The sequence below is a fragment of the Brevibacillus sp. M2.1A genome (assembly GCF_013284355.2).
Lineage (GTDB): Bacteria > Bacillota > Bacilli > Brevibacillales > Brevibacillaceae > Brevibacillus.
Map to the genome: position 1 here is coordinate 59,415 of NZ_JABSUY020000001.1, position 24,495 is coordinate 83,909.

Annotated in this window: 23 protein-coding genes; 2 read left to right on the forward strand and 21 right to left on the reverse strand. The window is 48.8% G+C overall.

What is annotated here, in order from left to right; all coding sequences use genetic code 11:
- Window positions 1–125: 125 nt before the first annotated feature.
- Genes HP567_RS00280 through HP567_RS00290 form a run of 3 tightly spaced genes read right to left on the reverse strand, consistent with a single transcriptional unit; the run spans window position 126 to window position 2,326 of the window.
- Complete coding sequence (locus HP567_RS00280; protein ID WP_088909763.1) at window positions 126–596, reverse strand: low molecular weight protein arginine phosphatase; 471 nt, start codon at window positions 594–596, stop codon at window positions 126–128.
- A 33-nt stretch (window positions 597–629) separates the two neighbouring features.
- On the reverse strand, window positions 630–1,190 hold the full coding sequence (locus HP567_RS00285; protein ID WP_173610456.1) for a manganese efflux pump MntP: 561 nt from the start codon (window positions 1,188–1,190) through the stop codon (window positions 630–632).
- Window positions 1,191–1,246: 56 nt separating this feature from the next.
- Window positions 1,247–2,326: an L-threonylcarbamoyladenylate synthase gene (locus HP567_RS00290; protein WP_173610455.1), complete on the reverse strand. Its 1,080-nt coding sequence runs from the start codon at window positions 2,324–2,326 to the stop codon at window positions 1,247–1,249.
- 230 nt (window positions 2,327–2,556) lie between these two features.
- On the opposite strand from HP567_RS00290, the gene HP567_RS00295 reads away from it, so the two are divergent.
- On the forward strand, window positions 2,557–3,354 hold the full coding sequence (locus HP567_RS00295; RefSeq protein ID WP_173610454.1) for a DUF3298 and DUF4163 domain-containing protein: 798 nt from the start codon (window positions 2,557–2,559) through the stop codon (window positions 3,352–3,354).
- 56 nt (window positions 3,355–3,410) lie between these two features.
- Here the strand turns inward: HP567_RS00295 and spoIIR are convergent, their stop codons facing one another.
- The 15 genes from spoIIR to HP567_RS00370 all read right to left on the reverse strand — a co-directional run bounded on the left by spoIIR (window position 3,411) and on the right by HP567_RS00370 (window position 17,510).
- Window positions 3,411–4,166, reverse strand: a complete 756-nt coding sequence (gene spoIIR, locus HP567_RS00300) for a stage II sporulation protein R (RefSeq protein WP_173610453.1) — start codon at window positions 4,164–4,166, stop codon at window positions 3,411–3,413.
- 110 nt (window positions 4,167–4,276) lie between these two features.
- Window positions 4,277–5,167 (reverse strand): peptide chain release factor N(5)-glutamine methyltransferase, encoded by an 891-nt coding sequence (gene prmC / locus HP567_RS00305; RefSeq protein ID WP_173610452.1) that lies wholly within the window; start codon window positions 5,165–5,167, stop codon window positions 4,277–4,279.
- Complete coding sequence (gene prfA / locus HP567_RS00310; RefSeq protein WP_047069834.1) at window positions 5,151–6,227, reverse strand: peptide chain release factor 1; 1,077 nt, start codon at window positions 6,225–6,227, stop codon at window positions 5,151–5,153. The genes prmC and prfA overlap by 17 nt, the downstream gene beginning before the upstream one ends.
- Before the next feature lie 235 nt (window positions 6,228–6,462).
- The gene (locus tag HP567_RS00315) at window positions 6,463–6,966 is read right to left on the reverse strand and encodes a sporulation protein (RefSeq protein ID WP_173610451.1); all 504 of its coding nucleotides are present in this window, start codon (window positions 6,964–6,966) and stop codon (window positions 6,463–6,465) included.
- Between the two features lie 86 nt (window positions 6,967–7,052).
- Window positions 7,053–7,628, reverse strand: coding sequence for a thymidine kinase (locus tag HP567_RS00320; protein WP_007725515.1), 576 nt, complete (start codon window positions 7,626–7,628; stop codon window positions 7,053–7,055).
- Window positions 7,629–7,656: 28 nt separating this feature from the next.
- Window positions 7,657–9,111 (reverse strand): cryptochrome/photolyase family protein, encoded by a 1,455-nt coding sequence (locus HP567_RS00325; protein ID WP_173610450.1) that lies wholly within the window; start codon window positions 9,109–9,111, stop codon window positions 7,657–7,659.
- A gap of 87 nt (window positions 9,112–9,198) precedes the next feature.
- Window positions 9,199–9,396, reverse strand: a complete 198-nt coding sequence (rpmE, locus tag HP567_RS00330; RefSeq protein ID WP_015893651.1) for a 50S ribosomal protein L31 — start codon at window positions 9,394–9,396, stop codon at window positions 9,199–9,201.
- Between the two features lie 106 nt (window positions 9,397–9,502).
- Window positions 9,503–10,768, reverse strand: coding sequence for a radical SAM protein (locus tag HP567_RS00335; protein WP_173610449.1), 1,266 nt, complete (start codon window positions 10,766–10,768; stop codon window positions 9,503–9,505).
- Window positions 10,769–10,838: 70 nt separating this feature from the next.
- On the reverse strand, window positions 10,839–11,741 hold the full coding sequence (locus HP567_RS00340; protein WP_173610448.1) for a M23 family metallopeptidase: 903 nt from the start codon (window positions 11,739–11,741) through the stop codon (window positions 10,839–10,841).
- A 75-nt stretch (window positions 11,742–11,816) separates the two neighbouring features.
- Window positions 11,817–13,097, reverse strand: a complete 1,281-nt coding sequence (gene rho / locus HP567_RS00345; RefSeq protein WP_173610447.1) for a transcription termination factor Rho — start codon at window positions 13,095–13,097, stop codon at window positions 11,817–11,819.
- A 67-nt stretch (window positions 13,098–13,164) separates the two neighbouring features.
- On the reverse strand, window positions 13,165–14,127 hold the full coding sequence (glpX, locus tag HP567_RS00350) for a class II fructose-bisphosphatase (protein WP_173610446.1): 963 nt from the start codon (window positions 14,125–14,127) through the stop codon (window positions 13,165–13,167).
- Between the two features lie 28 nt (window positions 14,128–14,155).
- On the reverse strand, window positions 14,156–15,439 hold the full coding sequence (locus tag HP567_RS00355) for a UDP-N-acetylglucosamine 1-carboxyvinyltransferase (protein WP_173610445.1): 1,284 nt from the start codon (window positions 15,437–15,439) through the stop codon (window positions 14,156–14,158).
- Between the two features lie 79 nt (window positions 15,440–15,518).
- A complete protein-coding gene (gene fsa, locus HP567_RS00360; protein WP_015893657.1) occupies window positions 15,519–16,163 on the reverse strand; it encodes a fructose-6-phosphate aldolase in 645 nt (214 codons plus the stop codon).
- Window positions 16,164–16,177: 14 nt separating this feature from the next.
- Complete coding sequence (fba, locus tag HP567_RS00365; protein WP_016740164.1) at window positions 16,178–17,032, reverse strand: class II fructose-1,6-bisphosphate aldolase; 855 nt, start codon at window positions 17,030–17,032, stop codon at window positions 16,178–16,180.
- A gap of 103 nt (window positions 17,033–17,135) precedes the next feature.
- A complete protein-coding gene (locus HP567_RS00370) occupies window positions 17,136–17,510 on the reverse strand; it encodes a response regulator (protein WP_007725537.1) in 375 nt (124 codons plus the stop codon).
- 170 nt (window positions 17,511–17,680) lie between these two features.
- Between HP567_RS00370 and HP567_RS00375 the strand changes: the two genes are divergently transcribed.
- The gene (locus tag HP567_RS00375; RefSeq protein ID WP_173610444.1) at window positions 17,681–18,475 is read left to right on the forward strand and encodes a lipid II flippase Amj family protein; all 795 of its coding nucleotides are present in this window, start codon (window positions 17,681–17,683) and stop codon (window positions 18,473–18,475) included.
- A 71-nt stretch (window positions 18,476–18,546) separates the two neighbouring features.
- Here HP567_RS00375 and HP567_RS00380 read toward each other — a convergent pair whose 3' ends face one another.
- From HP567_RS00380 to icmF, 3 genes are all read right to left on the reverse strand, one after another.
- Window positions 18,547–20,142: a CTP synthase gene (locus HP567_RS00380; protein WP_173610443.1), complete on the reverse strand. Its 1,596-nt coding sequence runs from the start codon at window positions 20,140–20,142 to the stop codon at window positions 18,547–18,549.
- Window positions 20,143–20,348: 206 nt separating this feature from the next.
- Window positions 20,349–20,909 carry a DNA-directed RNA polymerase subunit delta gene (gene rpoE, locus HP567_RS00385; protein WP_173610442.1) on the reverse strand — a complete coding sequence of 187 codons (561 nt, stop codon included), beginning with the start codon at window positions 20,907–20,909 and terminating at the stop codon, window positions 20,349–20,351.
- A 257-nt stretch (window positions 20,910–21,166) separates the two neighbouring features.
- Window positions 21,167–24,418 (reverse strand): fused isobutyryl-CoA mutase/GTPase IcmF, encoded by a 3,252-nt coding sequence (icmF, locus tag HP567_RS00390; protein ID WP_173610441.1) that lies wholly within the window; start codon window positions 24,416–24,418, stop codon window positions 21,167–21,169.
- Window positions 24,419–24,495 lie beyond the last annotated feature (77 nt).

Sequence of the window (24,495 nt, forward strand, 5' to 3'; positions counted from 1 at the left end):
TGTCTCATAATCTTCGTCTAGTATACATCAAAAAACAATAAGTAAAAAGTGAACATTTTTATCAAGTCACTAAAAAATCGTTCGTACTCTCACAAAAAACAAGGTCCTGGCTATACACCAGCACCCTATTCATCCACTGATTTACGAAGACCTGGGTCCTTGAGCATCAATGAAAGCCTTTCCAGTGACTCTTCGATTTCTTCGGCACACCTGCGATAATCCATCAGTGATCCCCCATACGGATCAGCAATATCACTAAAGCCTTCTATCCCCACGAACTCTTGTAGGGTATGCACTTTTTCAGCGGCTGAGGGGAAATACGTCAAGATCGCGCGCTTGTGACCGTGCGTCATCGTCAAAATGACATCAGACCATTCAATCAACCCATCATCTACCTTGCTGGCCTTATGATCGTGGGCAATTCCTCGCTCTTCTAATACTTGTTTGGCGTGCAAGGAGGCATCCTGACCAGCAAATGCCGCCACTCCGGCTGAGCGTATTTCAAGCCCCTGTCCGTCTGTCTTCGCACGGAACATCGCTTCTGCCATTGGGCTTCGGCACGTATTTCCCGTACAGACGAAAAGTATCCGTTTCACGTATGGTTCCTCCTCTCCTGTTAATAAGCCCGGTTATATCATAAATTTTAACCCAAAACCAAACAAAATAAGTCCACCTATTAATTCGCTGTAATCCCCAAGCCACCCTCCCACACTCCTGCCTAACATTAAACCGAAGTAAGACATCGTGGCACCCATTACTCCAAACAGGGCGATGGCCAAAATTCTATTGACCTCGATCAAGCCGAACGAGAAACCGACGGTGAAAGCATCCAGGCTGACACTAAATGCGAAGAGCATAAGTCCGAACCCTTTTGTCTTCAACACACTTTTTTGATCCCCTTGAACGAAGCCATTCCATAGCATATGCAAGCCGATGATCATCAGGACCCCGCCGCCAATAAACACGGCTATATCTCCAATCAAATCGGACAAATACGCTCCAACGACAATCCCGATGATCGGCATCATAATGTGAAACAGTCCGATGGTGATACTTACTTTGATAATCTCTCGTAACCGAATCCCAACCATCCCTACGCCAATTCCCAACGAAAAGGCATCCATACTTAAGGCGAAAGCAATAATGAGCAACGTCAAAAATTGCCCCCATTGGAATAACACCTGATCCAAGCAGCTCCCCTCCCGTCTCTTCACCTTATGCGGACAAGGGGGAGTTTAGGACAGGTTTACACGGACAAGACGCGGCCTCCAGCAGCCTTTTCCAAGCGATTCATCACGGCCATACCCAACCCGTTTCGCGGGAAAGTCTCGCCGACAATATACTGTACTTCTTGATCGTCGAATTCTCGCAGCACTGCATATAGCTGTTGGGCAACCGCTTCGAGATCCGCTTGTGATCCAACCACAAGAACGACATCTGCCGCCGCGTGGCTTTTCCAAAAGGGCGCTGTTTCTTCCGTTGCCAGCACACCCGTTTTTTGACCGTGCTGCTTCGCCTGTTGCAGCATGTCTTCCATTTTTGCCCGAACTTTTTCACTCTCTCCTGATACTAGCCACATTTCCCCTTCCGGAGCGTAATGCGTATATTTCATCCCCGGAGAGCGCGGTGCCTCGGCTGCTCCCACTTGAAAAGAAGGGTCGAGCTCCACATAGCCAATCACTGGTTCCATTTGCTCCCGTGTAATGCCGCCTGGACGCAGAATCATCGGGGGGTCCTGCGTCACATCAATAACAGTAGACTCTACCCCAACACCTGTTGCCCCACCATCGACCACTCCTGCTACGCGTCCATTCAAGTCAGCCAATACATGAGCCGCAGTCGTTGGACTCGGACGTCCGGAGCGATTGGCGCTCGGAGCTGCAATCGGTACCCCCGCTTCCTTGATCAAAGCCAAGGCAATCGGATGATCAGGCATGCGAACCCCGACTGAATCCAGCCCTGCCGTTACCAGCGACGCTACCTGATCGGTTTTTGGCAAAATGACCGTCAAGGGTCCAGGCCAAAACGCCTCCATCAGCTTTTTCCCTTTCTCTGGAACCTCACTTGCTACTGTGGACAACTGGTCCCACGCTCCAATATGTACAATCAGCGGATTATCGCTGGGTCTGCCTTTTGCTGTAAATATTTTTTCCACTGCTTCGTTTGATAATGCATTCGCTCCCAAACCGTAAACCGTCTCCGTGGGAAACGCCACAACTGCCCCTTCTCGAAGAAAACGGGCTGCATCCACAATCTGTGCACAACTATGCTGATTTTCCACATCGTTATCCACAGACCAGACTTTTGTCACAAAATTCATTTCCATCGTTAAAAAATCCTTTCTCTAGCTCGTTTCTTTGTAAGGAGTGCCTTAAGTATAGATGTGCACCAAAAAGTTTTCAACAGGCTGTGGGTAACCTGTGAATAACTTTTCTGAACAGCGTGGAAAAAAGAGCATTGTTACCTTTTTTTAACTTTATCCGTCATAGCCTTGTAGTAGAATGAACACGAAAACAAAACAATAACTTTCCCTTTATCGAAAGGACCGTGAATGAAATGTCATCTTTTAAATCTTTAGCTTCCAGCCTGCTTGGCACAGCTGTATTGTTAACAGCCGTTGCTGCTCCAGTATTTGCAGCACCCGCTTCACCCGCAACCTCCACAAAGCCTGCTGTGCAAGCACCAGAGCCACAAGCTAACGGTGTCGTGTTCACACCAAAAACCATTACGGTCGATACGAAAGAATTTCAAGGTAAAGTATCCATCCCAGTCATTAGCGGGATGAAGGATAAAGCTTTTGAAGCAAAACTGAACGCTACGCTACTGAAAGAAGCACAAACAGGCCTGGCAGAAGGACAAAAAGCCGGCAAAGAAGATGCAGCAGACGCGAAAAAGAACGGCTGGGAGCTACGCCCTCATGCACTCGACATCTCCTATGAGGTACACAATGCTGGCAAGCTCGTTTCTTTCTCCGTACAGACATACATTTATACAGGCGGAGCACATGGCATGACGGATGTTACGTATTACACCATCGATAATCAGGCCAAGGCAAAACAACTGAAGCTGGCTGACCTGTTCCAGCCTGGCTATGACTACCGTACTATTCTCAATCAAATCATTACACAACAAATCAAAGCAGAGACTCAGGCGGATGGCTTTAACCCTTATGATGCATTCGAGGGCATCAGAGAGGATCAAGGCTTCTCCTTTAAAGACGGCAACCTGGTTATCCATTTTGGTCAATATGAAATTGCCGCTTATGCAGCAGGAATGCCAGAGTTCACGATCCCTGCTCATCGTTACCAAAGTCTGTTGAAGCCTGAGATCCGTGAGGCTTTGTTCAAAAAGTAATAGTGGCAATTCAAAACGACACCTGCACATGCGGCGGGTGTCGTTTTTATGTCCGGCTAGGAGAGCCAGCCCTCGATTTTTTCCCATAAGTAAAATCGCACTTCTACTTCAGGAGCAGAGGCCGTTACTTCTTCTTCTTTTTCTACCTCTTCGGTTTCTTCTACCTCTACCTTCATTTGCTCGGCATCCACTTTATTTGTTTCGGATTTCAACCCTACTTCGTTCTCTTCCAAGGGGAAGACCGCTACTTCCTTTTCCTCGGATACAGCTACTGTCGTTTGCTCAGATTGTTCCGGCTCCGGAGTTGGCTTGGCTTGTACAGCGTCGCCATTGGACATGTCAATAAAGCAGAGCGGCGGGAACAGGACACACCACCAGTTTTGACCTTTTGCCTCTCCAATTTGTACACGGACTGCTCGGTAATTACCCGCAGGATACACATAGGAGCCGTACAGCTTCGTTGGAAAAGGAACTTCGCCGAAATCGACTACTGCTTTGTATGAAAAACCGCGTTCCTCGATCGTCTTGTCTACCACTTGTTGAAGGACAGGCAATTGTGATTGAATCACTTGCTCTGCTTCCGCCAAAGTCTCGATATCGTCCGCCCACGTATTCATTTGAGCGATAATCGCATCTCTGACTTCGCGCTTTAACCATTGATCTTGGACCGAATCGCTGTTCGCAATAATGCGCAAACGAACGGATTCTTGAGGGATCGGCCCATTATCCAACACATTGGCCGAAGTAAGCTGCCCCTCCCAGCTCATCATAAGCATAAACAGGCTAAATGCCATTAACAACATCCGTTTCATCGTTATCCGTCTCCCTCTCTACTGATCTTCTCTCTTTAGCAATCAGTATGGACGGATTCACACGATTTCAAACATTCATTCCTATGTAAAAAAGGCGAGACGAGCCAGTGCTATCGTCTCACTCCGATAACAACCCGCTCGATCCCCGCCAAGTCTGGAACAATCTCTACCTCATTCATGACGCCAGATGCCCTCATCAATGCCGCTACATCCCCAGCCTGATAAATGCCTACCTCAAACGCTACGACCGCTCTTTCTTTCAATAGATTCGGCAGCGCGTCACACAAGCGACGATAGCAATCCAGACCATCTTCGCCGCCATCCAAAGCCAAGCGAGGCTCATGTACGCGCACCTCATCGTCCAGCTCCTCGACATCGCGACTCGGGATATAAGGTGGATTGGATACGAGTATGTCTACCTTTTCGCCAGCTTCCAAAAGCGGCTGCACCAAATCCCCTTGTAGAAAGCGGACATCCGCACCAAGATGACTTGCATTTTCCCGAGCAATTGCCGTTGCCTCAGGAGACAGGTCCACCGTAGTTACACGCCATTGCGGTTTTTCTAGCGCTAGCGTAATACAGATGGCTCCACTCCCTGTGCCGATATCCACCACCGCTAGCTCTTCGCTCTCAGGCCAGAGCTTTGTAGCGGCAGCCAGCACTTGCTCCACCAGTATTTCCGTTTCTGGTCTTGGGATCAGCACCCCTGGTCGCACCGTAAAAGGACGCCCGTAAAACTCCTGTTCGCCAAACATGTATTGCAATGGCTCGTTATTCGCCCTGCGCACGCACAGTCCGTCCAGCTTCACTAATGTTTCTGCATCGATTGAATCCGTCATCGCCATTAAAAAGCGCGTCCGATCCCAGTCGAGACAATGACGAATCATTAGCTCCGCTTCGAACAAAGGATCCTTTGTCCCTTTTTCCCGCAAAAAGGAAGAAGCCCGTAATAGGGCTTCTCGAATCGTCGTGACATCAGACCAATCAAGCTGAGTGTGCATGGCTTTTCAAAAGCTCCGTTTGTTCATGCAGGATCAGGTTGTCGATCACTTCATCCAATTCGCCTTCCAATACCGATTCCAATCGGTGCAGGGTCAGACCGATGCGGTGGTCAGTCACGCGGCTTTGTGGATAGTTGTACGTGCGGATGCGCTCGCTTCGGTCACCAGTACCCACCAAGCTTTTGCGCGTAGCATCTGCTTCCGCATTTTGTTGTTGCATATAGAAATCATACAGACGAGCGCGTAATACACGCAGCGCTTTGTCTTTGTTGGAATGCTGGGATTTCTCGTCCTGACAAGAAACCATGATCCCTGTAGGAATATGCGTTACGCGCACCGCAGACTTGGTCGTGTTAACGCTCTGACCGCCCGCACCACTGGAGCAGAACGTATCGATGCGGATATCTTTTTCGTGTACTTCCACTTCCACGTCTTCTGCTTCTGGCAGAACCAGTACGGTCGCAGTAGAAGTATGGATGCGTCCGCCGGACTCAGTAGCCGGGATACGTTGCACACGATGGGCGCCGCTTTCGAATTTCATTTTGCTGTAGGCACCACGACCAGACAGCGAGAAAACAATTTCCTTGTATCCGCCGATATCGGTTGGACTTGCCTCCAGCACTTCAATTTTAAAAGCGTTGCGCTCCGCAAAACGTGTGTACATACGGAACAGTACCGCTGCAAATAGTGCAGCTTCATCGCCACCCGCAGCACCGCGGATTTCTACAATCACGTTTTTCTCATCGTTCGGGTCTTTTGGAAGCAACAGGATCTTCAAGCGATCTTCCAGTTGTTCCTTGCGTGCTGACAATTCGTTGAGTTCGAGCTTGACCATCTCACGCATCTCGTCATCCAGCTTCTCTTCCAGCATCGCTTTGGCGTCATCGATTTGACTCACCACTGATTTATATTCACGGTATGTCGTTACCGTCTCTTCCAACGAAGATTGTTCCTTGGACAGTTCACGCAAGCGTTTTGTATCACTAATGACGTCGGGGTCACATAGGAGGTTGGTTACTTCTTCAAAACGCTCTTCGACTGCAGATAAGCGTGTAAACATTTTTATTTCACCCCATCGCAAAGAATAATAGCCTTTTGGCGCAGGCGAAGCCTTGGTAGCATGTATGTTAGATATGAATTGCGATAAAATGCTATCTACCATAAAAACGGTTATAACAGATAAATTATAGGAGGAATGGCGCAAGAAGTCAAAGTGCATTATAACTGGAAATGTTTTACCGATGCCAAACAGGCCCGGCAATGCCGAGCCTTGCTACATACGTCCTGCTCACCTGTCAGCGATGGTAACCGTCATGCGAGGTTAAGTGAAAATCGTAACGCGGGAGTCTTTCCTGAAGAAGCGAAATCACCTGCTGTTCGATGGTTCGCGCTTGATTCGCAGTGATGTTATGCACAAGGTCAAGAGTAACATATGCATTGGCATCGCTGAGTGTGATGCGAGCGTTTTCCACACCTTTTACCGACATGGCCATTCTTTCCATATTGGTCACGTCGACTTGGGTATTACGTGAGTTCCAGTGGCCGATAACCATATTCGGATTCTGATTGCGCCCCATTAACGGGTCACGATCCGCAGGAACAGGCGCACGGCCTTGAAGTGTATTGCCGCTTTGATCCCCTCTGATCTTCATATTGTGCTGGGTATTCCTCGTATCCGTACTATAGCCCTGTTGCTTAGCCGTATTTCCCCCGCATCCGACAGTGAGGACAGTCGTAAGTACAACCAAGCCCAGAACGACACGCGGGCTGCGCAAAAGCCAATTTGGCTGTGTCCACATGAAAAAGCCACCTCCTGTTTTGCTTAGTCTGTGCATCGCCTTTTGGGCTCATGCACGGGACAAACAGGGGGTGGCTTATGCTTTCTTTATTCGGCAACTGGAGGGGTATAGTAATGCTTGCGACAGACGCTGCTGTATGTATCATTTCCAGCAATTTCAATCGTCTCCCCAGAGTAGACGGGTTGTCCATTTTTGAACTTGAGAATATGTGTCGCCTTTTTATTGCAGTACACACAAACTGTTTTAATTTCTTCTACTTTGTCTGCCTCGCATAAAAGGGCGGCGCTGCCAGGGAAGAGCTCATTCTTGAAGTTTTTCAACAAGCCATAGACGATTACAGGGATTCCCAGCTTGTCTACGATCCTGACGAGCTGATCTACATGGTGGCGGCTGATGAACTGAGCCTCGTCAACCAACACGCAATGCGGCTTGACTGATTCTGCCTCTACGATTTGGTACAAATCGGTCTCTTCGCTAATCGGAATCGCTTCTCGGCTAATCCCAACACGCGAAGCCACTTTTCCCACGCCATAGCGATCATCAACTGCTGGAGTAAACACTACTACTTTTTTCCCCGATTGCTCGTAGTTGTGGGCAACGGTCAATAATTGAATGGATTTGGAAGCATTCATCGCTCCATACCGAAAATATAGTTGTGCCACGTCTCTGTCTCCCTTTGCCTAAAAGTCGTTACTCAGTCTTTGCATGGCGGTCTTTTGCCTCCTGAAACAAGGCCATGACCAGCTTTCTTCTTTGTGCATGGTCCACACAAGGAAGCGGGTAGTCGAAGCCAATCCTGCAGCCTGCTTGCTCTTGGATATGCTCCGGCATGTCCCATGGTTTATGAATATATTGTAGAGGTACTTCACGCAATACGGGAAGATATTTTTTGACGAAAACACCGTCTGGATCAAACTTTTCCCCTTGCGTGACAGGATTAAAAATCCGAAAATACGGTTGCGCGTCGGTACCAGTCGAAGCACTCCACTGCCAGCCCCCGATGTTTGCCGCTTCATCGAAATCGATCAACTGCTGTGCGAAATAGGCCATTCCCCACCGCCAATCCACAAGCAAATCCTTTGTCAAAAAAGAAGCCGTAATCATCCGCAGCCGATTGTGCATCCATCCCGTTTCATTCAACTGCTTCATGGCAGCATCCACAATCGGGTAACCCGTTTCCCCTTGACACCAGCGGGCAAACAAATCCTTCCTGTTTTCCCAAGCGACCTCTTCAAATTGCGGCAGGTAAGCATGGGCAGTCGTGTGCGGATGGAAAAAAAGCACCTGCTGATAAAATTCTCTCCAAATAAGTTCCGTCAGAAAAGCTTCGATCGAGGTAACCTGCTCACCCCGCGCATCGGAAAGCACTTCCTGTACGCAATGATACACCGTCCGTATAGACAAAGTACCTGCATTTAGGGCAAAAGACAGCCGGGAGGTCGCATTCACTCCTGGCATGTCACGTTGTTCTTTATACGTATAAATGTCACCATCTAAAAATTGCTGCAATCGTTGACGTGCGGCTCGCTCCCCGAACTGCTTCATTTCCCACTCAGTGCCAAACGGTCGATTGCGTCCGAAATCTTCCACAGTAGGAACAGGCTCACTCGGCAACTCCTTCAACCGATCAAATAGATTCCAGCTCGTCGGTTGAGGGAATGGACGGTCTTTGGGCAACGTCTGCCAAACGCGGCGATAAGGCGTAAAAACCGCATATGGTGTACGCTGCTTTGTCATAATTTCCCCCGGCTCATGCAAAACCAAATCCTTGCATGCATGCACAAATACGCCCTGACTGCTCAACACTTCTGACACGAGCTCGTCTCGCTTGCGAGCGTCTGGCGTATAATCCCGATTGAAAAACAGCTTATTGGCACTCGTCTCTTCGGCTAATTGGCAAAGCACTTGGTGTGGTTCGCCGTGGCGAATCAAGAGACGACCTCCCAGTTGAACCAAAGCGTCGTCGAGTGCAGCTATCGCGGAAAAATGCGCATGAAGTCGCTTTTCCCCTACAGCCGCAGAAAGACAAAGTGAATCATCCACTATATAAACAGGAATAATCGGATCACCTGTGAGGATGGCTGCGTGCAGAGCAGCATGGTCGTGCAAGCGCAGATCCCGACGGAACCAGACTATGGCAGTCATCACTTGTCCTCCCCCAAAAAATCAGTGCCAGAAAAAGACAAAACCAGGCAGATTGCTCTACCTGGTTGCTCCCATACATTCTGATTATTACAGATTGTATTTGCGTTTGAAACGGTCTACACGGCCGCCTGCATCAACGAATTTTTGTTTTCCTGTGAAGAAAGGATGGCAGTTGGAGCAGATCTCCACTTTCAACGCTTGTTTCACGGAACCGGATTCAAATTCGTTACCACATGCGCAGCTAACTGTTACTACGTTGTACTTAGGATGAATGTCTTGTTTCATCTCTTCTACACCTCTTTCCGCCCTGAATCGTTTGCCGAAACAGAGTTATATAAACACATATCAGATAGTAGCATGAAACACTGTTGAAATGCAACTGGTTGGCCGATTACGCCATGTTTTTCCTGCGCTGGAGTTGATCCGGAGGAATATGTGTAAACGAACCGATAACGACATCTGGCAGCTCCTGCTGATAAATTTCGATAGCTTGCTTCATGCCGAACACTTCGCCTTGCGCTTTTGGAATCATCGCCAAGTAGCTCTCTGGATCGATATTCAGATTTCGCAACTGGATCAGCTTAATGCCTGTTCTGCGGATGAACTCGATCATCGCTTCCATTTCCTCTTCGCGGTCAAACACACCAGGGAAGCACAAGTAGTTAATGGACGTATACACACCCTTGGATGCCGCGTACTCAGCAGAACGTGCTACATTTTCCAATGTGTAGTTGCGCGGGCGGTAGTATGCATGATAGTGTTCGTCAATCGCACTTATAATACTTACGCGCATCAGATCAAGTCCGGCGTCGACAATGCCTTTGATATGATCCGTCAAGCCTGCATTCGTATTGATGTTGATAAAGCCCATATCTGTCGTTTCCCGTACGCGACGCATAGCAGGCACAATGATCGAAGCCATCGTAGAAGGCTCACCCTCACAGCCTTGTCCAAAGCTGATGATGCTCTCCGGTGTCTTCAAGTGGTGTAGCATGACTTCCACCAGCTCGTCCTCTGTCGGTTTGAAGTTCATCCGCGTCTGTGGAGAAGGGAACCCACTGTCATCTGGTTGCTCGGAAATACAGCCGTAACAACCCGCATTACAGGTATAGGAAACAGGCAAGCTGCCTTCCCAGCGGTTGAAAAAGTTATTGGAGGCCGTCAAGCATTCGTACTCCAACGCACAGTGGGACAAGTGGTTCAAAATGCGGTTTTGCGGAAACGTCTCCAACGTCTTTGCCACTCGCTGGCGCAGTTCATCCATCGGGAAGTTCAACGGGTCCCATTTGTAAATATCGTCACTCGCGCGCCCCGTTACCCAAAAACGGTTATCCTTCCAGACGACTGCGGAGTAGCCAAACAGAGGCAGCTTGCTTTCCTTGTTCGTTTTCACGTAGCCTGGCAGCAAGAGCCTTGTAATGCCTTGTGGCACAAGTGCACCTACTGCTGTACAGCCATCCAACTTGACCATTTCACCTGTGTCGGGGTCCATTCCGATCGGCTCGGTGTCTGGCAAACTGACCAACGTCGATCCTTCCGGGAGCGGGATCAGTTCTTCTTCCAGAATTTCTGTCAATATATCTCCGTTACGAGCCACTGCAAAAAGACCTGGGTGGTCGTATACATTGCCTTTTTCATCTGCGTAAACTAAATACATGGGAAAATCGCCTCGCTTCTTTGCTTTGCCCATTGTATCGCATTGAAAAAGCAATGTAAATTGTATAGGGTTACCTGCCAAGATAGGGAAGTGGATTGATCGGCACATCATCCTGCCGCACTTCAAAGTGCAAATGGTAGCCCGTAGAGTTACCCGTTTGCCCCATGTATCCCAATATCTCACCTGCTTCTACGGTTTGACCAGGTGACACCAGCAACAGACGCATATGGGCATAAAAGGTTTGCAAGCCATCTCCGTGATCAATCACGACCATCCGCCCATACCCTGACCGATTGGCGCCAGCCTCCACAACCACTCCTGCTCTCGCTGCCAAAATCGGGGTCTTTGATTCATGTTCATTCCACAAATCCACACCCTTGTGTGTTTTTCCCCAACGTTCTCCAAATCCGCTTGTAATCGTTGCTTCTCTGACAGGCCAACTTAGACCGCCGCGAATCCTCGTGATGACTTGCCGACTTGCTGCATGAACGGCACTTCGCTTCTGCTCCGGGTCGTTGCCCAACATCGGATTGCCTTTTGCGATAGGGACATACACGACCTGTCCTACATACAGGTTGTCCGACAGCCATTTTAGCAGCGGGTTTCGTTCGATTAACGATTCCCGACTCACACCGTACCGCCTTGCTATGTAATCCAGTGTTTCTCCTTTTTTCACCATATGTCCGACTTCATCACGCTTGATGATCAGCTTCATGCCCACGCTTACCAGATGGGGATTCGTAATACTATTCGCTTCTACCAGGTTTTTTAGAGAAAGGCCGTATCGCTGGGCAATACCAGATAGCGTATCTCCTTGCCGAACAGCGTACACCACTGAATTTCCTTTCGTTGCTGGTGCAGGTGAAGTCAGACTGGCATAGGGATTAAACGCTTGAAATAGCGCTTGCTCCACGACTGCTTGTTTCGCTTCCATCTGTGACTCCACCGGAGCGCTAACTTGCACGTACTCCACTAAGCATCTCCTCCTTCTTTTCCAGCTCCCTTCCTAACGGTATGCCAACGCCACAAAAAAAATGACGGTGAGTCATCATGAACTCACCGTCGTGCTAGCTGCTTTCCCTCTTCCCTGTTGCTTAGACTCAAGGGTTTGCAAAAATTCTTCGTTTGTTTTTGTATCTGCCAACTTTTTAATAAAGGAGTCGACAAACTCATTTGTTTCATTCATGTTTTTCCGGATCATCCACAGCTTATCCAGCTCTTCTTTGGTGAGCAGAAGCTCTTCGCGGCGCGTACCCGAACGGCGGATATCGATCGCCGGGAAAATCCTGCGCTCCGCCAGCTTGCGATCCAAATGAAGCTCCATGTTTCCGGTTCCTTTAAACTCCTCATAAATCACATCGTCCATACGGGAGCCGGTCTCAACCAAAGCAGTCGCCAAAATGGTCAAGCTGCCGCCTTCTTCAATATTGCGCGCTGAACCAAAAAAGCGCTTCGGACGATGGAAGGCTGCCGGATCAATACCACCGGACAACGTTCGACCACTTGGAGGAATAACCAAGTTGTAAGCACGAGCGAGACGTGTAATGGAATCCAGCAGGATCACCACGTCTTTTTTGTGCTCAACCAGTCGCTTTGCACGCTCCAAGACAAGCTCAGCAACTTTGATGTGATTCTCAGGCAACTCGTCAAAAGTCGAGGCAACTACCTCTCCTTTGACAGATCGCTGCATATCCGTCACCTCTTCCGGGCGCTCATCAATGAGCAAGACAAACAAGTGGATATCCGGGCGGCTTTCGGTAATGCTGTTGGCAATTTCTTTGATCAGCATGGTTTTCCCCGCTTTTGGCGGAGCCACAATCAATCCACGCTGACCCAGTCCAACAGGAGAGAGAAGATCCATCAGGCGAGTGGAAACACGTGTAGGGGCTGTCTCCAGTACGAGCTTGGTTTGAGGATACAACGGTGTCAAAGCGGGGAAATGAAGACGCTCTGCGGCTATCTCAGGGTCTTCTCCGTTCACAGCCTCTACTTGAAGGAGCCCAAAATAACGTTCATTCTCCTTCGGTGGTCTTGCTTTTCCTGATACCACATCCCCCATCCGCAGATCAAAACGGCGAATCTGCGACTGGGAAATGTAGATATCTTCTGAGCTGGGGAGATAGTTAATGGGGCGGAGGAAGCCGTATCCCTCCGGCAAAATTTCGAGAACCCCCTCCATAAACATGAGACCATCCCGCTCCGCTCGTGCCCGAAGAATCGCGAAAATCAATTCCTTCTTCTTCAGCTGGGAGTAGTACGGAATATGGTATTCCTTGGCCAACTTATAGAGGTCGGTCAGCTTCTTTTCTTCTAGTTCAGAAAGTAACATACATCCACCACTCTTTATTTACTCTTGAAAAAACCTAGCTCAACAAATAGATGCGAAAATGATTTTCTTACAAACCTTTCATCGGCTTGCGTTCCAAGCGGTGGTTCCCTTCAATGAAGCGTACCGTTCCGGTTTTTGCACGCATAACAACGGAATTGGTCGTCGCACGAGTTCCCTGGAAGCGAACCCCTTTGAGCAACTCGCCATCCGTTACACCTGTCGCTGCAAAAATAGCGTCATCACCTTTGACCAAATCATCCATGAACAGTACTTGATGAGGGTTCGTCAATCCCATTTTGACACAGCGTTTAATCTCATCTTCATTTTGTGGCAAGAGCTTGCCCTGAATTTCTCCCCCGAGGCATTTCAAGGCAACTGCTGCCAGAACACCTTCAGGAGCTCCTCCAGAACCGAACAAAATGTCTACACCTGTATCCGGGAAAGCGGTATTGATCGCAGCCGCTACGTCTCCGTCAGAGATGAGGCGAATACGCGCGCCTGCCTCACGAATCTCGTGGATCACCTTGGAGTGGCGATCACGGTCAAGTACAATAGCGACCAAATCGCTGATATCTTTCCCTTGTGCCTGTGCTACCGCCTTCAGGTTATCGCGAACCGGTGCGTTGATATCGACCTTACCGACTGCTTTAGGCCCTACTGCCATTTTCTCCATATACATGTCAGGAGCATGCAACAAATTTCCGCGGTCTGCGATAGCAATGACCGAAATCGCTCCCCACGTACCTTTTGCAAGGATATTTGTTCCCTCCAAAGGGTCTACAGCCACATCGACTGCTGGAGCCACTCCCTGGCCCAAACGCTCACCGATGTAAAGCATTGGCGCTTCGTCCATTTCGCCCTCGCCAATTACTACGACGCCATCCATCGGCACTTTCATAAATTCATTGCGCATTGCGGTCGTTGCCGCATCATCAGCCTCATCTTTTTTTCCGAGACCCATCCAACTGGCAGAAGCCAAAGCAGCGGCTTCAGTCACACGTACCAATTCAAGTGTTAAACTGCGTTCCATTCTGGAAGACTCCTCTCCTGGTGATTGGTTAACGCTGGTGGTTTTCCATGCTTTGCAGGCCCACACGAGTAATGTCGGCCCCCAAGGCTTGCAACTTGCCCACCAGGTTTTCGTAGCCACGATCTATATGTTCGAGTCCTTCTAATTCTGTCGTGCCGTTCGTTGCCAGGCCGGCAATGAACAAAGCTGCTCCCGCACGCAAATCTGAAGCCACCACCTTGGCACCATTCAGTTTGCTTCCGCCTTCGATGACAGCCGATCTTCCTTCAATCTTCAAGGAAGCTCCCATACGGCGCAGTTCATCTACATGTCGAAAACGCGAGCTGTAAATATTGTCCGTCACGATGCTTGAGCCTTTGGCAAGAGTCAGCAAGGTCGTGATCGGCTGCTGGAGATCCGTTGGAAAACCCGGATACGGACTCGTTTTCACATCGATTGATCGATAAGAATCATGTCCGATGACTTGAATACTGTCATCCTGCTCTACCACGTGCACACCAATTTCGCGCAGCTTGGCCGTTACAGACTCCAAATGTTTCGGAATAACATTCTCCACCATCACATTGCCGTTGGTAGCCGCTGCCGCAATCATGTACGTCCCCGCTTCGATTCGATCGGGGATAATCGTATGACGGCATCCGCGCAAGCGTTCGACGCCTTGAATGCGGATCATGTCCGTTCCTGCCCCTTTGATGTTTGCTCCCATATTGTTGAGCAAGGTTGCTACATCGACGATCTCAGGCTCACGGGCGGCGTTTTCAATAATGGTCACACCGTCTGCTTTGGCAGCAGCCAGCATGATGTTAATGGTCGCACCAACACTGACCAGATCGAGATAAATTCGCGCACCCTGCAAACGTCCATTTTGGGCACGGATAGTCATGACGCCGTTTTTGTTCTCCACTTCGGCGCCCATCGCTTCAAAGCCTTTGATATGCAAATCTACTGGACGCGGGCCCAAATCACAGCCACCTGGCAAGCCTACCTGGGCTTCACCGAACTTGGCGAGCAAAGCTCCCCACAAATAGTACGAGGCACGAAGCTTTTTGATGCGACCATTTGGCATGAGCATCAGCCTCATACTGCGTCCGTCTACTTCCATCCAATCTTCTTCGAACAGCACGTCAGCTCCCATTTCCTGCAAGAGCTCGTGATAAATACCTACATCCTGAATACGGGGGAGATTCTCAATAACAACGGGTCCATCTGCCAGCAACGCTGCTGGAATGAGTGCGACCGCGCTGTTTTTTGCTCCGCTGATGGTCACCGTCCCCGCGAGCGGTTTTCCACCGTTGATGATCAGCTTATCCATGCTTTGCTCTCCTCAGGCGTAATCGGGAAAGAAGCACCTTCCCCAATGGAAAAGGTGCTTGGACTTTCAACACGTGTCCTTATTTTTGCATGCTTGCCCAGTCAGCGAGGAATTTCTCCAAGCCACTGTCTGTCAGTGGGTGGGCAATGAGTTGTTTGAAGACTTTCGCTGGAATGGTAGCGAAGTGAGAACCACGGCGGGCTGCCTCCGTTACGTGAACAGGGTGGCGCACAGATGCCGCAATGATTTCGGTGTCGATACCGTGAACAGAAAAGATTTCTGCAATATCTTCGATCAATTGCATACCATCTTGACCAATATCATCCAAGCGTCCCAGGAACGGAGACACGAAGCTCGCACCTGCGCGCGCAGCCAAAAGTGCCTGGTTCGCGGAGAACACCAGTGTTACGTTTGTTCTGATTTTGCGCTTGGCAAAATACTTGGTTGCCTTCAAACCTTCTGCGGTCATTGGCAGCTTGATGACGATGTTTTTCGAGAGAGCAGCGAGCTTCTCTCCCTCTTCGATCATGCCTTTTGCATCGGTACTGATGACTTCGGCACTGATCGGACCGTCAACAATATCGAGAATTTCTTTCAGGGTTTCAACAAAATCGCGTCCTTCTTTGGCAACCAGAGACGGATTTGTCGTTACGCCCGCCAGAACTCCCCATTCGTGAATCTCGCGAATTTCTTCAACGTTTGCTGTATCGATCAAAAAACGCATGATTATCCTCCCAGTTACGCGCGGTTGCTGCTTCCGAACAGGCGCATTTTTCCTTTGACTACTTCCTTGATCGCATCGCGAGCAGGGCCCAGGTATTTGCGTGGGTCGATCTCATTCGGCTTGGCAGCCAGCACTTTGCGAACTGTTTCCGTGCATGCGACTTGGCTTTCTGTATTTACATTGATTTTTCCTACGCCCAAACGGATGGATTCGATAATCGCTTCGTCTGGTACGCCGGAACCACCGTGAAGAACGATCGGCGCTCCAATATTGCTCGCTACTTTTTCGATAATGTCGTAGCGGATTTTTGGAACTCCTTTGTACATACCGTGTGCTGTACCTACAGCAATCGCTACGTAGTCTACTTTTGTTTCTTCCCAGAAGCGGATTGCTTCCTCAGGATTTGCCAGAGTGGCATCTTCCTCGTCAACAGACAAGTCGTCTTCCACCCCGCCGATGGTACCGAGTTCACCTTCTACCGATACGCCAACAGCGTGAGCAGCCTCTACAACCTGTTTGGTCAGGCGAAGGTTATCTTCAAACGAATGATGGGAACCATCGAACATAACAGAAGAGAACCCAGCACGAATGCACTTCATTACCATGTCAAAATTGCTACCATGGTCAAGATGCAAAGCAACAGGAACTCCTGCTCGTTCAGCAGCCACTTTTGCAATCGCTACTGTATAATCGATCCCCATGTATTTCAATGCACCCTCAGAAACACCAAAGATCACAGGCGATTTTTCTTCCATCGCAGCTTCCGTAATCGCTTGAGTAAACTCCAGATTGTTCAGGTTAAATTGTCCGACGGCGTATTTATGCTTTTTGACGTCTTCGGTAAAAGCGGTCATAGGTACCAGTGGCATTTTGTAAATCCTCCTCTAGCAGACTTCAGTCATGTGGCTTATTATACCACAGACAAGCATTTGTTAACAGGGACGCTTGTACCCTGACCTTTGCAGTCTGTTTCTAACAAGCTAATTGCTGATGTACTGCCATTCGTAGTTCATCGATATCAAAAGGCTTTGTAAAATGAGTCAATGCTCCCAGTTGTGTTGCTTCTTTGATCATGTCCAGCTCTCCGTAAGCTGTCATCATGATGACTTTGATTTCCTGATTGATCTTCTTGATGTGTTTCAAGATCTCAATACCATCCATCCCAGGGATCTTCATGTCGAGGATAACCAAATCTGGTGATTCTTTTTCCACGATTTCCAATGCCATTTTCCCGTTTGCTGCCTGAAAGGTCTTGTACCCTTCTTTTCCCAGCACCTCATACAGTAAAATGCGAATCCCATACTGGTCATCCACAACCAGTACCTTTTTATCTTGTTTGTCGAACAATCTGATTCCCCCCTGACGAATGCGTTTTCTTAATTATTATGGGTTCGCCTAAAATCAGGAAACTCCTTCACCTTTTTTGCTAAACGTCAACTTAAAATTTCCCATGGGCCTCATTTCGAGTATAATGGAAAAACCAATTTCCCCTACACACAAGGAGCCAGATACTTACTATGGATGCTCTGTGGCTGATTTGCTTGTTAACATTTATTATCCATACGACAGAGACACTTACCTACGGAATCCGTTTTGCAGGGGTACAAACGGGCAGGATTGCTGTAGCGATGTCTTTGGTCGGGATCGTATTGCTCCTCTCCCGTACTTCCAACCTGATTCAAGGACCCTTTACTGGGGGATTGATGGATCAAGCTGCAATGGAACACTTTGATCCTAGCACGCATTTGCACGTAATTATTGCTGCGTCCTCGCTCGGAACCTTGGCGGCTATTGTACTGTTTCCCACTTTTGTCCAAATATCGAAACGAATGATCTCGCACTTGGAGATAGCTGGCTCGATTCCGCAAATGATTCGCACGGCAGTTAGTGTCGATACCATCCGACGTGTCCACCACCATGTTCGGATTCCTAGCTGGCAAGCCATCTCTCGGTTTCGAATCAAAGGCGTTCCCAAACGATTACTGTTATTAAATGCATTTGGGACAGCCATCTACACAAGCAGCGTACTGTCCGTGTTGTACGCGACATTGCTAGCCCCCGATTACAAAGCAACCGTTTTGATGTCTTCCGGATTAATCAACGGTTTTGCCACGATTTTCATGACGATTCTGGTAGACCCGCAAATTGCCCTTTTGACCGAAAAAGCAATGCAAGGGAAAACCACGCAGCAATCGATTCGTGATATGTACCTGTGGCTGATGATCTCACGTTTCATCGGAACGATTTTGGCTCAATTTCTACTCATTCCCGCCGCCTACTGGGTAGCCTGGCTATCGCCCTTGTTCCATTGATCTGCTTCTAAAAGCACAAGACGCACCTGCGAATACATCGCGGGTGCGTCTTTTCTATTTATCGATCTATGTTATTTGTTCAGGGAAGCCTTCACGAAGTCACGGAACAGTGGCTGTGGACGGTTCGGACGGGATGTGAACTCTGGATGGAACTGTGTCGCTACATACCATGGATGTTCGGGAACTTCCACGATTTCAACCAGACGACCATCTGGAGTTGTACCCGCAAAACGCAAGCCCATTTGCGCCAATTGATCACGGTATTCGTTGTTCACTTCATAGCGATGACGATGACGTTCATAAACCAGAGTGCTTCCGTATGCAGCCTCAGTCAGCGTGCCTTCTTCCACTTTGGTTGGACCGAGGCCCAGACGCATTGTACCGCCCTTGTCCTCGATATCTTTTTGCTCTGGCAAAAGGTCAATCACCGGATACGCTGTATTCGGGTTGATCTCGGAGCTGTTTGCTCCATCCATACCCGCTACGTGGCGAGCGAACTCGATCACAGCGATTTGCATACCCAGGCAAATTCCGAGGAATGGCACTTTATTTTCACGAGCATAGCGCGTAGCGATGATTTTACCTTCGATACCACGATCGCCAAAGCCGCCTGGTACGAGGATACCATTTACATCACCGAGCAATTCGCCAACATTTTCTGGCGTAACTTCTTCCGCGTGCACCCATTTGATTTCTACCTTGGAGTCGTTCGCATAGCCACCATGGTACAGCGCTTCTGCTACGGACAAGTAAGCATCATGCAATTCTACATATTTACCAACAATTGCAATGGTAGTCGTTTTCGACAGGTTTTTGATTTTCGATACGAGCGATTTCCACTCTGTCATATCCGCATCCTGGCAAGTCAGCCCCAGGTGGCGGCATACGTAATCGTCCAATCCTTGTGCTTGCAATTGCAGTGGCACATCGTAAAGGCTATCAGCGTCTACACATTCCACTACCGCGTTTTTATCGATATCACAGAACAGAGCCAACTTGTCTTTCATTTCTTGCGTCATCGGTTGCTCCGTACGTGTCACGATCACATTTGGTTGAATACCCAAGCTGCGCAGTTCTTTCACGCTGTGTTGCGTAGGTTTGGTTTTCATTTCACCTGCTGCCTTGATATATGGTACCAGGGTTACGTGGATGTACATGACGTTTTCACGACCGATGTCACTTTTGATCTGGCGAATGGATTCAAGGAATGGCAAGCTCTCGATATCCCCAACAGTTCCACCGATCTCGGTAATCACTACATCTGCCCCGGTTTCGCGACCTGCACGGAAAATGCGATCTTTGATTTCGTTCGTGATGTGAGGAATTACTTGAACGGTTCCTCCCAAATAGTCGCCACGGCGTTCTTTGGCGATGACAGTCGAGTAAATTCTACCCGTCGTCATATTGGAGTTAGCGCTCAGGTTGATATCGATAAAGCGCTCATAGTGGCCCAAGTCCAGGTCTGTTTCCGCACCATCGTCCGTTACGAAAACTTCCCCGTGTTGATATGGACTCATCGTTCCCGGGTCAACGTTGATGTATGGGTCACACTTCTGAATGGTTACCTTCAGACCCCTATTTTTCAAGAGTCGGCCCAGAGAAGCCGCTGTAATTCCTTTTCCCAACGAGGATACAACCCCGCCTGTCACAAAAATATACTTCGTCATCGTTAACGTCCCCTCTTTCCCTCACCCTTAAGTTGTTATAAAAATCGAATGAAGACGGCTCCAAAAAAAAAGAAAAACAAAAGCGAGTCCTATCCCGTAAAGAAATGGGGTAGGGGCACTTTTGTTTTATAGTTTCCCATATTTGATCCTTCTTCATGTGAAGCCCAAGGAGTATTTTATCTGTCCCTTAAGCGGAAGTCAAGGATCTATTTCTCGTCTTCGTCGTCGAGCTCTTCGTCGGATTCCTCTTCCTCAAGCTCTTCGTCCTCTTCGAACATCTCATCTTCTTCGTCTTCGAGTTCTTCCTCGTCGATTTCTCCATCGATTTCTTCTTCTTCGATATCAGAATCTTCGTCGACGAATTCCTCTTCGTCCTCAAAGATGACAACATCGTCGTCTTCGTATTCTTCGACACCTTCGTCTTCGGTATCGTAATCGTCGAAGTCGTCTTCCGTGACGATTTTCTTCTTCTTCGTTCCGCCACCCTCTTGAGTTTCCTCTACGGTGTCAGTTGGGTACCAACGTTTCAATCCCCATACATTGTCACCAAGGCACACGAAACGGCCATCAATGTTAATTTCTGTGTATACTTGCGCGATGATTGCCATGAGTTGTTCATCAGTTAGCTTGCGCACTGCAACCAGTTCATTCATCAGCTCGCGGAAGTTGTAAGTGCGGTTAGTTTCACGCAAAATTTCATACGCGATGTCAACTAACGCCATCTCACTCAGTTTCTCGGAATCAATATGAGCAAACAATTGACTCACTCAGGGCACGTCCTTTCCATATGAAAACGATTGATTTGAATACTGACCCGGTGCCCTGTTCGGGGGACGCAGGCCTGTATAAGTCATTCATAAATGATATCGATTTCTTCGATTGTACAACGTACAACATAAGAAGGCTATCATACAGTATTCCTTATTTTAGACGAAAATGCAAGGCTTTCAAACAGGGGCTGACTAATTCTTGTCGACACCAAAACCAAAGACATCCCTCGGCAATCGTTACCGAGGGATTTGTCTTACATATTTCTGCGGTATTGGCCACCCACTTCATACAGGGCAGCACTGATTTGTCCAAGCGATGCTACTTTTACCGTCTCCATCAGCTCGGCAAAGATGTTCTCTCCCGCCATAGCCACTTCCTGCAGGCGCCGGAGTGCAGCCGCAGAAACATCCTTGTGGCGCTCCTGGAACGCACGGAGATTTATGATTTGCTGTTCTTTTTCCTCTTCGGTCGCGCGAGCCAATTCAATCTCGTAATCGTCCTCGGATGCATTCGGGTTAATGAACGTGTTCACCCCAATAATTGGCAGTTCACCCGTATGCTTTTTCATTTCGTAATACATGGACTCGTCTTGAATTTTGCCGCGCTGGTATTGAGTCTCCATTGCCCCCAGCACGCCTCCGCGAGAACTGATCCGCTCGAACTCTTGCATAACTGCCTCTTCTACCAGATCTGTCAGCTCATCGATGATGAATGCCCCTTGAAGCGGGTTCTCGTTTTTGGCGAGTCCCATTTCCTTGTTGATGATCATCTGAATCGCCATCGCCCGTCGCACAGAGTTCTCAGTCGGGGTTGTAATCGCTTCGTCGTATGCATTCGTATGAAGAGAATTACAGTTGTCGTATATCGCAATCAAGGCCTGCAAGGTCGTTCTGATGTCGTTGAAATCCATCTCCTGCGCGTGCAAGGAACGGCCGGACGTCTGAATGTGGTACTTCAGCTTTTGACTGCGGTCATTTGCACCATAACGATTTTTCATCACAGTTGCCCAAATCCGGCGAGCCACACGTCCAATCACAGTGTATTCCGGATCGAGACCATTGGAGAAGAAGAAGGACAGGTTCGGCGCAAAGTCATCGATGTTCATCCCGCGGCTCAAATAGTACTCGACATAGGTAAATCCGTTAGAGAGCGTAAACGCAAGCTGCGTAATCGGATTCGCCCCCGCCTCCGCAATATGATAGCCGGAAATGGACACGGAGTAGTAGTTCCGCACTTTATGGTCGATAAAATACTGCTGGATATCCCCCATCATCCGCAAGGCAAATTCTGTCGAGAAGATACACGTGTTTTGCCCTTGATCCTCTTTCAAAATATCTGCCTGAACGGTTCCGCGAACAGTCGACAGCGTGTACGCTCTGATTTGCTTCGCTTCCTCTTCGGTAGGCTGACGCCCTTCTTTTTGAACAAAGGCATCCAACTGCTGCTCAATCGCTGTATTCATGAACATGGCCAAAATCATAGGAGCAGGACCGTTGATTGTCATGGACACAGAGGTGCTAGGTGCACAAAGGTCAAAGCCGGCGTACAGCTTTTTCATGTCATCCAAAGTACAAATGCTAACCCCACTCGTACCGATTTTCCCGTAAATATCCGGGCGGTAGTCAGGGTCCTCTCCATACAGCGTAACCGAGTCAAAAGCAGTACTGAGTCGCTTCGCTTCATCATTTTGAGACAGGAAGTGAAAGCGTCTGTTCGTCCGCTCTGGAGTACCTTCGCCTGCAAATTGTCGCTTGGGATCTTCTCCCTCGCGTTTAAACGGAAATACTCCTGCAGTATACGGGAATTCCCCCGGGACATTTTCTTTTAACGACCACTTTAAAATTTCGCCCCAATCCTCGTAATCAGGGACGGCTACTTTTGAAATGCGTGTACCCGACAAAGATACGCTGAACAGCTTGGTAACCAATTCCTTGTCGCGAATTTTCGTGACGAATTGATCCTTCCGATAGGCCTCCTTGAGCTTGGGCCAATTTTCCAGGATACGTCGGCACTCCGGATGCAGCTTTTCTTCAAAGAGAACGATTTGTTTATCAAGTACCGCCACCAGCTCGGAAGCCGCAGAATCTCTCGAGGCCAGAATTGTTTCCTTCGCACCCTGCAACTGAAAAAGCTTGCGTGCAATCGCTGACTGTTCTTCTGTATAGGCACGATATTGACGAACGGTGTTGGCAATGTCTTGCAAATAATTGATTCTCTCTGTCGGAATCAACGAAGTTTTATGAATCTTTACGGGAGTCGTATCCAAATGCTCTACAGACCAGTCAACGCCAGTCTTTTCTACAATCCGATGCATCAGGGCAGCAAACAACACATTTGTTCCCGGGTCGTTAAACTGGCTCGCAATCGTACCATACACAGGAACCTTCTCATCCGGCAGCTCAAAAAGCTGATGATTGCGTCGATATTGCTTGCGAACCTCGCGAAGAGCGTCCTCTGAGCCTTTGCGCTCAAATTTATTGATCGCGATCACATCAGCGAAGTCGAGCATATCAATCTTTTCCAGCTGAGATGGCGCCCCGAATTCACTGGTCATGACGTACATGGAGACGTCGCACACTTCTGTGACCTGCGCATCCCCCTGACCAATCCCGCTCGTTTCCACAATGATCAGATCAAAATGGGCAGAGCGCGTTACTTGAATCGCGTCTTTTAATGCAGCAGACAGCTCCATGCCTGATTTGCGAGTAGCGAGACTGCGCATATAAACGCGGGGTGTAGAGTTGGCATTCATGCGGATGCGGTCACCAAGTAACGCTCCACCTGATTTTTGCTTGGATGGATCGACAGACAAGATTGCAACCGTCTTCTCGGGATAAACGCGAATAAACCGACGAACAAGCTCATCGGTTAATGAGCTTTTTCCTGCTCCACCCGTACCTGTAATCCCTAATACCGGTATGGTTGAATCGGCTTCCACTAAACTTTCACGGAGAGGCTCTGTCCATTCGGGCTGGTCCACTGCATACTCCGCAACGGAAATAAGCCGGGCAATCGCCTGATGGTTTTGCTCGCGCAAGCCTGCTACTTCTTCCTCCAGCTGCTTGACGGTTGGGAAGTCGCTGCGTCTGATCATGTCGTTGATCATGCCCTGCAAGCCCAATCGTCTGCCGTCATCTGGCGAGTAAATCTTACAGACTCCGTACTCTTCCAATTCCCGAATCTCGCGTGGAACGATAACGCCACCACCGCCGCCAAAAACACGGATATGCTCTGCTCCCCGCTCGCGTAATAGATCAATTACGTATTTGAAATACTCCACATGACCGCCTTGGTACGAACTGATGGCAATCCCTTGCACATCCTCCTGGACAGCGGCTGTTACAATATCGTCAACAGAGCGGTTATGTCCGAGATGGATAACCTCTACTCCCGACGATTGTAAAATACGGCGCATGATATTAATCGAGGCGTCGTGACCATCATACAGACTGGCTGCGGTCACAAAGCGAACCTTGTTTTGCGGACGATACACTTCCGTTTCCATCGTTCCACTCTCCTTTTTATACGTTTAAAAAGGCGGAAAAACAGGGCCAAGCAGATCAAGGCGCGGTAGACGCGAAG